Here is a 12,134-nt window from a genome sequence, read left to right as displayed (position 1 = left end):
CCCGGCCGGGGTGTCCGCAGTGGATGGGAGACGGTGATGAGCTACATCGACGACCCGCGCGAGCCGCAGGAAGAGATCGTCGAACGGACACCCGCCAGGATCCGCGCCGTGCGGATCATCAACGCCGTCGTCCACGCGGTGTGCTGGATCTTCGCGCTGGTGCTGATCGTGCACATCCTGCTCGTGTTCGGTGAGGCCAATCCGCGGAACGGGTTCGCGCAGCTGATCGACCAGTGGTCGCGCGGCGTCTCGCTCGGGCTCCGCAACCTGTTCACCCCGGAGGGCCTCAAACTGCGCACCCTGTTCAACGACGGTCTCGCCGCGCTGCTGTGGCTGATCATCGGCGGCGTGGTGACCGACCTGGTCTCACGGATCGGCCTCCCCGGGCCGAAACGGGTCTGGTACCGGCGCACGCTCAGTTGAGCGAACCCGGCTTCGCCTCGGGGGCGTCACCGGCCTGGGCCTGCTCGGCCTTGGCATCGGTGACGTCCGGGGTGGTGGCGGCCTCCGCGGGCTGTTTCGGATCCGGCTCGGGCTCGGTGTCGAAATGCTCACGGCACCACCGGCCGTAGCGTCGGGCATGCACGGTCATCGCGGCACCTCCTCTTCTGCCACCACGATCCCCCATCCCTGTGACGCGCGCCACTCGTTTACCCCGCGAAGGCGGTCACGATCGCGGAGCAGAACGCGGGCAGGTCGCCGGGATTCCGGCTGGAGATCAGGCCTTTGTCGACGACGACCTCCTGGTCGACGACGGTGCCGCCGGCGTTGCGGATGTCGGTGCGCACGCTGGGGTACGAGGTGAGCGTGCGGCCGCGGACGACGTCGGCCTCGACCAGCGTCCACGGGCCGTGGCAGATCACCCCGACCGGTTTGCCGCTGTTCACGAAGTCGCGGACGAAGCTGACCGCGTTCTCGTCCGCGCGCAGATTGTCCGGATTCATCGTGCCGCCGGGCAGTACTAGCGCGTCGAAGTCGTCGACCGTGACGTCCTTGACGACCCGGTCGACGGTGAACTTGTCCGCCTTGTCGATGTCGCCGTTCATGGCCTGGATCTCGCCGGGTTCCAGCGAGACGACCTCGGCCGTCGCCCCGGCGTCGGTGACCGCTTTGCGGGGTTCGACCAGTTCGACCTGTTCCACGCCGTCCGCGGCGAGGATGGCCACGCGGCGTCCGTTCAGCGATGTCGCCATCGGGTTTTCCCTCCTGTGTCGTGGTCGCTTTCCGACTACCCCGGACCGGGCCGGGCGAACCATGGGCATGAACTCCCGCCGGGGCGGGTATCAGCCCGCATGCGACTTCGGCGAGCGGACCTGGGGTCCCCCGGAATCCGGAGGCGGCGCAGAGGTCGTGGCTTCGGCTATCTGACCGCGGACGGCGAACCGCTGAAGGACCGGCGAACGATCGAGCGGATCGACGCGCTGGCGATTCCGCCCGCTTGGCGGCGTGTGTGGATCTCCCCGGACGAGAACACCCACATCCAGGCCGTCGGGGTGGACGACGCCGGGCGGAAGCAGTACCTCTACCACCCGGAATGGCGGCGGGCCAGGGACGAGGAGAAGCACGAACGCGTCCTCGCGCTGGCACGAAAGCTGCCCAAGCTCCGCGAAACGGTTCGAGAGGATCTCGGCGCACGCGGCCTGAAACGGGAGCGGGTGCTCGCCGGTGCCCTCCGCATGATCGATCTGGGCGTCTTCCGGACCGGCGGGGAAAGCTATGCCGACGAGCACGGCACGCACGGGGTGGCGACGTTGCTGTGCGAGCACGTCGAACTCCGCGACGAATGTCTCGTCTGCGATTACCCCGCGAAGCACGGCATCCAGCGGAAGGTCCGGCTGCGTGACGAGGCACTGGTGCGGCTGGTCCGCTCCCTCCGGCGGGTACGGAGCGGCGACGTGCGCCTGCTCGCTTATCGCAACGGCGACGGCTGGCACGAGGTGAAGGCCGACGACATCAACGACCGGCTCCGGGAAATCGTCGGCGACGGCTTCACCGCCAAGGATCTGCGCACCTGGAACGCCACCGTCCTGGCCGCTTCGGCCTTCGCGGACACGGAAAAACCGTCCAGCGAACGAGGGTTGAAGCGGGTCGAGAAGGCCGTGATGACGGAAGTCGCCGATGGGCTCGGCAACACGCCCGCCGTGGCGCGACGGTCCTATGTGGACCCACGGGTGGTCGAGGCGTACCGGCGGGATCGGACCGTCGAACGCGCGATGCGGCGGGCCGGGAAGGTGGCGGATCCGGACGAGGCGCGGCAGATCGTCGAGCGGGCGGTGGTGCGGCTACTGAACGGGTCGTGACGCCTCGATGGCGAGGACGGCGATGTCGTCGTGTGCCCCGCTGCCGAGCCATTCCCGCACCGCGGACCGGATCCGGGCGACCACCTCGCGGCCGGACAGCCCCCGGCAGCCGACCAGCAGGTCACGCAGCCGTTCGTCCCCGAACAGGTCCGACGGCCGCTCGTGATGCCGCGCTTCGGTGATTCCGTCGGTGTAGAGCAGGCAGACGTCGCCCTCGCCCAGCCGGATGGCCGTCTCGGCGAACCGGGCCTGCGGGGAGATGCCGACCAGGGTGCCGGGCAGGGTGATCTCCTCGACCCCGCCGCGGCGGCGCACCACCAGCGGCGCGGGATGCCCGCCGGAGGCCAAGGTGACGCCGAGACCGTCTTCGCCCGCCAGCACCGAACCGAGCACCAGGGTGGCGAACCGGCCGCTGCCGCCGGTGATGAGCAGGGAGTTGAGCAGGCTGAGCAACGTCGTGTTGTCGTGTTCGACGAGGTCGAGCGCGGCGAGGGTCTGCCGGACCCGGCCGGTGAGCGCCGCCGCTTCGGCACCCTTTCCGCAGACGTCGCCGAGGACGAACATCGCGCTGCCGTCTTCCCGCGGCAGGACGTCGTAGAAGTCGCCGCCGACGTCGAGCAGCCCGCCGGACGGCTCGTACCAGACGTCGAACTTGACGCCGTGCACGTCGGGCGGCGGTGTCGGGCGCAACGTGGTCTCCAGACCGCGCGTCGCCTCTTCCTGGCGGGCATAGCGGTGCGCGTTGGCCAGCGCCGTACCTGCCGCGCGGGCGAACTCGGTCACCGCGCGCGGGTGGTCCTCGCCGAACGCGGCCGCGCCACGCCTGCCGAGCACGACCGCGCCGGTGACCCCGGCACCGCCGTCGAACCCGAGTGAGACCACGGTCACCGACGGATGGACGGCGAGCCGTTCCGCGACGACCGCGGGCAGCGTCGCGACCTCCTCCTCCGGGACCGCCTTGGCCTCGGGCTCCTCGGTGGAGGCGAAAGTGCCGGCGAGCACCGGCGCCAGCTGGGCCGGGACGCGGCGGATCCGGCCGTGGCCGTGGTTGGTGCGATGGTCGCAGCTCCACCACTCCCAGCGGCCGCGTGTGGTCGGCAGCAGGACGAACACGCAGTCGGCGAGTTCGGCCGCGGCGACCTCGGCGATCGCCTTCGCCGTCCCGTGCCGTCCGCGTGCGGAGGCGAGCCTGGGCGCCGAAGCGGCGAGGAAGCCGTCCACCCGCGGGCCGTCGGCCGCGACCGCGGAGGTCACCGTCCACGCGTGCCAGCCGCCGGGCAGTGTCCGGATCCGCGCGGGGAACCGGCGGCCGGTGTGTTCGACATGCCCGACGTCGGGGCCTTCCGCGGTCAGCACCGGGCGGCCGCCGCCGAACAGTTCACGGGCGGCGGGATTCGACCAGCGCAGCGCGCCGCCGACGTCCTGCACGAGCACCGCGTCACGGACGTCTTCGAGCAGCTCGCGCCAGAACCTGCCGGATTCGGGCAGCGCGCCCTCGCTCGTCGTGGTCGACGACTCCGAGGGGAGCGACGTCGAGGCCGGGGCGGGCCGTGACACCATTCCCGGACCTCCTCCTGCCTTGCGGGTAGCGCAGTGTGAGCGGGCGGACTGGCTCGAAGTGTAGGTCGAATCATGGCACGCTGATGCGACGACCATGGCTTGGCATGCGTGGTGGAGAGGGTCGACACAGATGACACAGCACTCCCAAAGGGACCGGCTCCCCGTCGAAGGTGGTGGCGGCCAGGTGGACGAAGCGACCCTGGAACGCCTGCTCGCGGCGGCTCGTGACCTCGGGGACGGCAACTTCCGGCGGCGGCTCGTTGCACACGGAGACGGGCTCGCGGCCCAGCTCGCGGGCGCCTTCAACGACATCGCCGAACGCAACCAGCGACTGGTGACCGAACTCCTGCGCGTCCGCGAGGCGGTCGGCAAGGAAGGCAGGCTGACCGAGCGTGTCGCGGCCGAGATCGGTCCCGGCGGCTGGGCGACCGCGGTCGACGTCGTCAACGGGCTGATCGAGGACGTGAGCAGGCCCACGGCCGAGCTCAACCGTGTCCTCGGCGCGGTCGCGGAAGGCGATCTGTCCGAGCCGATGCCGCTGGAAGTCGGCGGGCGGCCGCTGCAGGGCCAGTTCGCCGAAGTCGCGAAGACGGTCAACGGCCTGATCAAGCAGCTTTCGCGGTTCGCGACCGAGGTCACCAGAGTGGCCCGCGAGATCGCCACCGAAGGACGGCTCGGCGGTCAGGCCGAAGTCCCCGGGGTGGCGGGCACCTGGCGTGATCTCACCGACAACGTCAACGTGATGGCGAGCAACCTGACCGACCAGGTCCGCAACATCGCCCAGGTGACCACCGCGGTGGCGCGGGGCGACCTGACCCAGAAGATCAACGTCGACGCGCGCGGCGAGATCCTGGAGCTCAAGAACACCGTCAACATCATGGTCGACCAGCTCTCGGCCTTCGCCGACGAAGTGACCCGGGTGTCGCGCGAGGTGGGTAGCGAAGGCCGTCTCGGCGGCCAGGCGCAGGTCCCCGGCGCGGCGGGCACGTGGCGCGACCTCACCGACTCGGTGAACCTGATGGCGGACAACCTGACCGACCAGGTCCGCAACATCGCCCAGGTGGCCACCGCGGTCGCCCAGGGCGACCTCTCGCAGAAGATCAACGTCGACGCCAAGGGCGAGATCCTCGAACTCAAGAACACGCTGAACACCATGGTCGACCAGCTGTCGTCGTTCGCGGACGAGGTCACGCGGGTGGCGCGCGAGGTCGGCAGCGAAGGCCGCCTCGGCGGTCAGGCGACCGTACCGGGCGTGGCGGGCACGTGGCGCGGGCTCACCGACTCGGTCAACCAGATGGCCGACAACCTGACCGACCAGGTCCGCAACATCGCCCAGGTCACCACGGCGGTGGCGAAGGGCGACCTTACGCAGAAGATCACCGTCGACGCGCGCGGCGAGATCCTCGAACTGAAGACGACCGTCAACACGATGGTCGACCAGCTCTCGTCGTTCGCCGACGAGGTCACCCGGGTGGCGCGCGAGGTCGGCACGGAAGGTCAGCTCGGCGGGCAGGCGCAGGTGCCCGGGGTCGCCGGGACCTGGCGCGACCTCACCGGGTCGGTCAACTTCATGGCGAACAACCTCACCGCGCAGGTCCGGAACATCGCCCAGGTGGCGACGGCGGTGGCGAAGGGCGACCTGTCGCAGAAGATCGCCGTCGACGCCAAGGGCGAGATCCTCGAACTCAAGAACACACTGAACACCATGGTGGATCAGCTGTCCGCGTTCGCCGACGAGGTCACCCGCGTCGCCCGCGAGGTCGGCAGCGACGGGCGGCTCGGCGGCCAGGCGCAGGTGCCCGGCGTGGCCGGGACCTGGAAGGACCTCACCGACAACGTCAACTTCATGGCGAAGAACCTGACCGACCAGGTCCGCAACATCGCCCAGGTCACCACCGCCGTCGCGAAGGGCGACCTGACCCAGAAGATCATCGTCGACGCGCGCGGCGAGATCCTGGAGCTCAAGAACACCGTCAACATCATGGTCGACCAGCTCTCGGCCTTCGCCGACGAAGTCACGCGGGTGTCCCGCGAGGTCGGCACCGAGGGCAAGCTCGGCGGGCAGGCGCAGGTGCGCGGCGTCGCCGGGACCTGGAAGGACCTCACCGACAACGTCAACGTCATGGCCACCAACCTCACCGACCAGGTGCGGAGCATCGCGACGGTGACGACGGCGGTGGCGAACGGCGACCTGTCGAAGAAGATCTCGATCGACGCGCAGGGCGAGGTCGCGGTCCTCGCCGAGACGATCAACAGCATGGTCGAGACGCTGCGCGCGTTCGCCGACGAGGTCACCCGGGTCGCCCGCGAGGTGGGTACGGAAGGCATCCTCGGCGGCCAGGCCCGCGTGCCGAACGTGGCGGGCACGTGGAAGGCGTTGACGGACAACGTGAACGTCATGGCCGACAACCTGACCGGCCAGGTCCGCAGCATCGCGACGGTGACCACCGCGGTGGCGCAGGGCGATCTGTCGAAGAAGATCGACATCGACGCGCGCGGCGAGATCCTCGAACTCAAGACCACCATCAACACGATGGTCGACCAGCTCTCGGCCTTCGCCGCCGAAGTCACCCGTGTCGCCCGCGAGGTCGGCACGGACGGCACGCTCGGCGGCCAGGCCGAGGTGCCCGGGGTCGCGGGCACGTGGTCGCGGCTGACCGAAAGCGTGAACCAGCTGGCCGGGAACCTGACCACCCAGGTGCGGGCGATCGCGCAGGTGGCCACCGCGGTGACCGCCGGCGACCTGACCCGGCACATCACCGTCGACGCGTCCGGGGAGGTGGCCGAACTCAAGGACAACATCAACCAGATGATCGCGAACCTGAAGGAGACCACCCGGGCGAACCGCGAACAGGACTGGCTCAAGACCAACCTGGCCAGGCTGTCCGCGCTCATGCAGGGGCACCGCGATCTCGCGTCGGTGGCGTCGCTGATCCTGTCCGAGCTGACCCCGCTGGTGTCCGCGCAGCAGGGCGCGTTCTTCCTCGCCCGCGAAGACGAGCAGGAAGAAGTGGTCCTGGAGAGCATCGCCACCTACGGGCTGGCGAAATCCCAGACGGGCCTGCGGTTCTCCCCCGGCGAATCGCTCATCGGACAGGCCGCCGTCGACCGCCGCACGATACTGGTCCACGAGGCCCCGCCGGAGTACGCGCTCATCTCGTCGGGACTGGGGTCGGCCGCGCCGGTCAACGTGATCGTGCTGCCGGTGCTGTTCCAGGGCGAGGTGCTCGGCGTGCTGGAACTCGCGACGATCAACGCCTTCAGCACCGTCCACATCGACCTGCTGGAGCAGCTGAAGGAGACCATCGCGGTCAACGTCAGCACCATCCAGTCGAACTCGCGCACCGAGGCACTGCTGACCGAATCCCAGCGCCTGGCACAGGAACTGCGCGCCCGGTCCGAGCAGTTGCAGGCACAGCAACGGGAACTGCGCCGCTCCAACACCGATCTCGCGGAGAAGGCGGCCCTGCTCGCCCAGCAGAACCGCGACATCGAGGTCAAGAACAGCGAGATCGAGCAGGCGCGGCAGGAACTCGAAGAGCGTGCCGGGCAGCTGACCATGGCGTCGCAGTACAAGTCCGAGTTCATGGCGAACATGTCGCACGAACTGCGGACCCCGCTCAACAGCGCGCTGATCCTCGCGAAACTGCTTTCGGAGAACCCGGACGGGAACCTGTCGGAGAAACAGATCCAGTTCGCGCGGACGATCTACTCGGCGGGCAGCGACCTGCAACAGCTGATCAACGACATCCTCGACATGGCCAAGGTCGAGGCCGGTCACCTCGACCTGCAGATGTCCGACGTCACGCTGCCCGAACTGGTCGAGTACGTCGAATCGATCTGCCGTCCGCTCACTTCGGACAAGGGCCTGGAGTTCGCCGTCCTGATCGACCCGCCGGTACCGTCGTCGATCCACACCGACGAACACCGGTTGCAGCAGGTGCTGCGGAACCTGCTGTCCAACGCGGCGAAGTTCACCGACGAGGGCGGCGTGCGCCTGCACATCCGGATGGCCGACCCGGGCGAGGTCGAAGCCGACTCGCTCCGCCAGGCCCCCGGCGTCCTCGCGTTCGCCGTCGAAGACACCGGGATCGGCATCGCCCCGGACAAACTCGCGATCATCTTCGACGCGTTCCGCCAGGCCGACGGCACCACCAGCCGCAAATACGGCGGAACCGGGCTGGGCCTGTCGATCAGCCAGCAGCTGACGGAACTGCTCGGCGGCGAACTGCGCGTCCGCAGCGAACCCGGCAAGGGCAGCACGTTCACCTTGTACCTGCCGGTGAGCGCCTCGAACCTGGTCGTCCCGACCACGCAGGCGAGCGGTGTCCCGCTGATCATGGCGGTGCCGCAGGTGATCCCCGTGAGCTCGTCGCTGCGGTTCCACGGCGAGAAGATCCTGATCGTCGACGACGACCTCCGGAACGTCTTCGCGCTGGCCGCCGTGCTGGAACGCAACGGCCTGGAGGTCATCTACGCCGAGACCGGCGTCGCCGGCATCCGGGCCCTGGAACGGCACGAGGACACCGCGCTCGTCCTGATGGACGTGATGATGCCCGAACTGGACGGCAACGCCACCATCACCGCCATCCGCGCCGAGGCCGCGCACGAAGACCTGCCCGTGATCGCCGTCACGGCGAAGGCGACCGCGGAGGACAAGGCGCGCACCCTGGCTTCGGGCGCGGACGACTACGTGACCAAGCCCGTCGACACCGACAAGCTGCTGGACCTGATCGCCGCCCACCTCGAAGCGGATGCCGCCTCCAGCGGCCTCTCACAGGCCGTGGAGCCCGCCGGCGAGTCCTCGGACGTCGGCGCGGACTGAGCCTTCGGTCCAGGTGGTCGTGAGTGGTAAGTGACGTTAGAACGTCACTTACCACTCACGACCACCCCGGCCGATGCTTCCGCGTGACCGATCGGACGCCACACGTGATCCGGCGGACGCCACGCGTGTCTGGACGGACGACACGATGCGCGGCCGGGTTCCGCCGCGAGTCGTCCGCCTGAACACGTGTGTCGTCCGTCCAGACACGTGTGTCGTCCGTCCAGACACGCGAACCCGCCGATACTTCCCTTACACGAAAGAACCCGCAGGCCAGGAGCCTGCGGGTTCTGATGTGGAGCTGTGGAGCGGGTGACGGGAATCGAACCCGCGTAGCTAGTTTGGAAGACTAGGGCTCTACCATTGAGCTACACCCGCGTGCCCCCGGAGTACCGGGTGCGAAAACAGCTTAGCGTGACCCGCTAGGCTGTGCGCACACCCCCCGGGAGATCGGGGGAGTCACGGGATGTGGCGCAGCTTGGTAGCGCATCCGCTTTGGGAGCGGAGGGTCGCAGGTTCAAATCCTGTCATCCCGACCTTAGGCCTTTGGCCTGCATGAACACCCTCTTTCGGAGCAGCCGATCCGTTTCGAAAGCTAGTGCGGCGCTCGGTGACAGTCCGCTTTGAGGATTTTCACATGCCGCCTCTCGTCCTTCAGCCCGTTCCCGGAGCGTGGAAATCGCTACTCCCCGAGTTCGCGATCGACCTTGAGTCCGACAACAAGAGCAAGAACACCATCCGCAACTACACCCGCAACTACACCGACGCCGTACGCAAGCTCCACCTCTGGCTGGTCAACCCGATCGCTCCCCCGGACGTCGACGACCCCGAGGACTGGCTCGACTCAGTGCCGGACGCACCCGAGGACTACCACCCCCGGCACATCCGGCGGTGGCTGTCCTACCGGCTGGCCACCACGAGCCCCGGCAACGCGAACAACAACTACCGGTCGCTACAGCCCTGGTTCAAGTGGCTGATCGACGAGGACGAGATCACGGTCAACCCGATGGCCAAGATCAAGGCGCCGTACGTCCCGCCGCAGCCGGTGCCGGTGGTGTCGGTCGACCTCATGAAGCGCGTCCTCGCGGTATGCCAGGGCAAGGACTTTCTCAGCCGCCGCGACGAAGCGATCATCCGGCTCATCTGGGACACCGGCGTGCGCCTGTCCGAGATCGCGTACCTCGACGTAGACGACGACGTCGACATGACACTCCGGGTCATTCACGTCACCGGCAAGGGCAGCAAGCGACGCTCGTGTCCATTCAGCGCCGCCACAGGCAAGGCCCTCGGCCGCTACCTCCGCATGCGGGCCCGCCACCTGCAAGCCGAGAACACCACGCGCCTGTGGCTCAGCGAACGGCGCCGGCACCCCTGTCGGACAACGGGATCAAACTCATGCTCAAGCGGCGCGGCCTCGAAGCCGAGGTGAACGATGAGATCGGCCGCAACCTCCACGCACACCTCGGCCGCCACTACCAAAGCCACAACTTCCTCAAGGCAGGCGGCAGCGAGAGCGACCTCATGCTCTTGAACGGCTGGACCACCTCGCAGATGGCACGCCGCTACGGCGCGAGTACCGCGGTCGAGCGGGCCCACGACGCATCACGGAAGATCCGCGTCGGCGACCTGCTGTAGGTGACAGGCGAGCGCCACGCTAGCCGCATGGCCGCATCAACGAACCTCACCCCGAAACAACGCGTGTTGCGCGCGAAGATCGCCGCCAACGCCACGTGGGCAAGGGAACCCGACCGGGTCGGCCGAATGGAGAAGGTCCGCAATGCCGCCGAGTGCCGCTTCGAGAAGCTGGTCGACCCGGACGGGATCCTTTCGCCCGAGGAACGGGCGCGACGGGCGGCGAACGCCCGGCGCTCGCACATGCAGAGTCTCGCCCTCAAGTCGGCGCAGGCACGCGCGAAGCGATCAGCCTAAAGGGCTGACCTCGGCTTCGCGGACGACACGGAGACGCGCTCCCCCGCGCTCGTGCTCGTCCTCGGCCTGCCGCGGGATGAGCGCGGCCGCGGTCGCGGCACCGCCGCCGGCAGGGCAGCCGCCGAACGTGGCGACCGCTCGACGACGAACCGTTCGACGCGACAAGCGACAGCACCGCCGAGCGTGTGCAGGCGAAGATGTGGCGCAAGGGCTACACGGCGGGGAACCCGGTACAGCTCGTCCAGTGACAACCCGGCCACACCACGGCCGCATGTCGAACCTCACCGAAGGCAAAGAGTGCTGGTCTATTACTCCGCTGTTACCGGTTTTGCTTCGTTGACCTCAGTCGCAATACCGAGAACGTGAATATGTCCTCGCAGGATCAGCTTTCCATTTGAAAGGCGTCGCCACGTTTTCTCACCATCGGAAAAGTCCATTTGAACGCTAACCTTGTTCTCGTCGAAAAGATCCGTGATGTAGTTGTTAATTTCAGTATCACCCGACTCGCTGACAGAAGATCCCGGAAACTTCACCTCTCCCAGACCTCTGACGAAGTCGTTCATATGCCTAGTCGCGCGCGAGAGACGTTCGGGCGCATTAGTGGGATCGAGCGTCGGATACTGGATGATCGCCCGCTTACCCTCGGCAAAGAAAGTAAGCGTTACGTCATATACGGGCAAGGGGCCAGCGTTGTGGTACCGGACCTCCTGGGATCGGGCCAGTGAATTTTTACCGGAGAAATAGATCCAAGCGGCCATCTTCGAGGCTTGCTCGCGCAGGTTAGTTTCTTCTAATCGTCTCAGCTGCTCGGATTGATTGCGGTTTGTCTCAATTGTCGCCATGGCCGCCACGCTAGCGATACACAACGCAATGACGGCCACTACGGCACTCGCTCCGGATGCCCACGCCGAAAACCATTCGGCCTTCTTGTCTTGCCGGATTCCCCACACCACGACAACCACGACGACCGAGATGAAGACGCACGTAGCAGCGATCAGGGGTTTCTTCCAACGTCGATCCATAAGGCAGATATCCCCGCTAGGCCTAAGATCGTTACGAGAATTCGCACATCACGTATGGCGCGCTGCTGCAACCGGGCTCCGCGGCGGGCGGAAGATGCGGGCCGCCCTTGCCGAGTGACAGTCGGGCGCGATTCTCGGCGCTGGTAGCTACCTCACCGTCCCTAGGAGGGCACACCCGCTATGCCTCGTATCGCACTCACCCCGCAAGCCGTCACCCGCGCCGGCGGCGGCGTCTACTACAACAAGCAGAGCAGCAGCGGCTACGCGTTCAGCGTCTCCGTACACGTCGAAGAGTGGTTCACGGCGAACACCGAGATCTGCTTCTTCGTCTACAACAGCACGGCGTCGTCGATCGTCCGCGAAGGCTCGTCGCTGATCACCGGAATCAAGGCGACTCAACTTCGGGCCACTTAGCAAAGGCAGCAGGGACGGGGCGTTCGTGCTGTTCGGCTGCTGGTACTCGGCGGACTCGCTCGCCGCGTGGAAGTGCGGGATCTGACC

Annotated in this window: 12 protein-coding genes and 2 tRNA genes; 8 read left to right on the top strand and 6 right to left on the bottom strand. The window is 67.6% G+C overall.

Going from position 1 to position 12,134, the window contains the following annotated elements; translation table 11 throughout:
- The first annotated feature begins 36 nt into the window (after nucleotides 1–36).
- Nucleotides 37–423 carry a hypothetical protein gene (locus DMH03_RS17330; protein WP_125793076.1) on the top strand — a complete coding sequence of 129 codons (387 nt, stop codon included), beginning with the start codon at nucleotides 37–39 and terminating at the stop codon, nucleotides 421–423.
- Here DMH03_RS17330 and DMH03_RS42335 read toward each other — a convergent pair.
- Together DMH03_RS42335 and DMH03_RS17325 are read right to left on the bottom strand one after the other, a co-directional pair.
- The gene (locus DMH03_RS42335; protein ID WP_199748911.1) at nucleotides 416–592 is read right to left on the bottom strand and encodes a hypothetical protein; all 177 of its coding nucleotides are present in this window, start codon (nucleotides 590–592) and stop codon (nucleotides 416–418) included. The two genes, DMH03_RS17330 and DMH03_RS42335, sit on opposite strands and share 8 nt — an antisense overlap.
- A 58-nt stretch (nucleotides 593–650) precedes the next feature.
- On the bottom strand, nucleotides 651–1,193 hold the full coding sequence (locus tag DMH03_RS17325; RefSeq protein ID WP_125793075.1) for a type 1 glutamine amidotransferase domain-containing protein: 543 nt from the start codon (nucleotides 1,191–1,193) through the stop codon (nucleotides 651–653).
- A 99-nt stretch (nucleotides 1,194–1,292) separates the two neighbouring features.
- On the opposite strand from DMH03_RS17325, the gene DMH03_RS17320 reads away from it, so the two are divergent.
- Entirely contained in the window at nucleotides 1,293–2,300 is a 1,008-nt protein-coding gene (locus DMH03_RS17320) for a DNA topoisomerase IB (protein ID WP_199748910.1), read from the top strand.
- On the opposite strand, the gene DMH03_RS17315 is transcribed toward DMH03_RS17320, so the two are convergent.
- On the bottom strand, nucleotides 2,283–3,860 hold the full coding sequence (locus DMH03_RS17315; protein ID WP_125793074.1) for a SpoIIE family protein phosphatase: 1,578 nt from the start codon (nucleotides 3,858–3,860) through the stop codon (nucleotides 2,283–2,285). The genes DMH03_RS17320 and DMH03_RS17315 overlap by 18 nt on opposite strands.
- A gap of 130 nt (nucleotides 3,861–3,990) precedes the next feature.
- On the opposite strand from DMH03_RS17315, the gene DMH03_RS17310 reads away from it, so the two are divergent.
- Nucleotides 3,991–8,685 carry a HAMP domain-containing protein gene (locus DMH03_RS17310; RefSeq protein WP_370310835.1) on the top strand — a complete coding sequence of 1,565 codons (4,695 nt, stop codon included), beginning with the start codon at nucleotides 3,991–3,993 and terminating at the stop codon, nucleotides 8,683–8,685.
- A 301-nt stretch (nucleotides 8,686–8,986) separates the two neighbouring features.
- On the opposite strand, the gene DMH03_RS17305 is transcribed toward DMH03_RS17310, so the two are convergent.
- Nucleotides 8,987–9,060: transfer RNA gene (locus DMH03_RS17305), tRNA-Gly, on the bottom strand.
- An 84-nt stretch (nucleotides 9,061–9,144) separates the two neighbouring features.
- Here DMH03_RS17305 and DMH03_RS17300 point away from each other — a divergent pair.
- From DMH03_RS17300 to DMH03_RS17285, 4 genes are all read left to right on the top strand, one after another.
- Nucleotides 9,145–9,218, top strand: a tRNA-Pro gene (locus DMH03_RS17300).
- A 101-nt stretch (nucleotides 9,219–9,319) separates the two neighbouring features.
- Nucleotides 9,320–10,111, top strand: coding sequence for a tyrosine recombinase XerC (gene xerC, locus DMH03_RS17295; protein WP_125793072.1), 792 nt, complete (start codon nucleotides 9,320–9,322; stop codon nucleotides 10,109–10,111).
- Nucleotides 10,078–10,317, top strand: coding sequence for a hypothetical protein (locus DMH03_RS17290; RefSeq protein WP_125793071.1), 240 nt, complete (start codon nucleotides 10,078–10,080; stop codon nucleotides 10,315–10,317). Before xerC ends, DMH03_RS17290 begins: the two co-directional genes overlap by 34 nt.
- A gap of 27 nt (nucleotides 10,318–10,344) precedes the next feature.
- Nucleotides 10,345–10,611, top strand: coding sequence for a hypothetical protein (locus tag DMH03_RS17285; protein WP_125793070.1), 267 nt, complete (start codon nucleotides 10,345–10,347; stop codon nucleotides 10,609–10,611).
- On the opposite strand, the gene DMH03_RS42065 is transcribed toward DMH03_RS17285, so the two are convergent.
- Together DMH03_RS42065 and DMH03_RS17280 are read right to left on the bottom strand one after the other, a co-directional pair.
- Nucleotides 10,603–10,776, bottom strand: coding sequence for a hypothetical protein (locus DMH03_RS42065; RefSeq protein ID WP_158633092.1), 174 nt, complete (start codon nucleotides 10,774–10,776; stop codon nucleotides 10,603–10,605). The genes DMH03_RS17285 and DMH03_RS42065 overlap by 9 nt on opposite strands.
- A gap of 143 nt (nucleotides 10,777–10,919) precedes the next feature.
- Nucleotides 10,920–11,633, bottom strand: coding sequence for a hypothetical protein (locus DMH03_RS17280; protein ID WP_125793069.1), 714 nt, complete (start codon nucleotides 11,631–11,633; stop codon nucleotides 10,920–10,922).
- A gap of 180 nt (nucleotides 11,634–11,813) precedes the next feature.
- Here DMH03_RS17280 and DMH03_RS17275 point away from each other — a divergent pair, with 180 nt between their 5' ends.
- Nucleotides 11,814–12,047, top strand: a complete 234-nt coding sequence (locus tag DMH03_RS17275) for a hypothetical protein (RefSeq protein WP_125793068.1) — start codon at nucleotides 11,814–11,816, stop codon at nucleotides 12,045–12,047.
- Nucleotides 12,048–12,134 lie beyond the last annotated feature (87 nt).

Source organism: Amycolatopsis sp. WAC 01376 (assembly GCF_003947415.1).
In the GTDB taxonomy this organism is placed as follows: Bacteria; Actinomycetota; Actinomycetes; order Mycobacteriales; family Pseudonocardiaceae; genus Amycolatopsis.
This window is presented reverse-complemented; position numbering and strand designations above follow the sequence as displayed.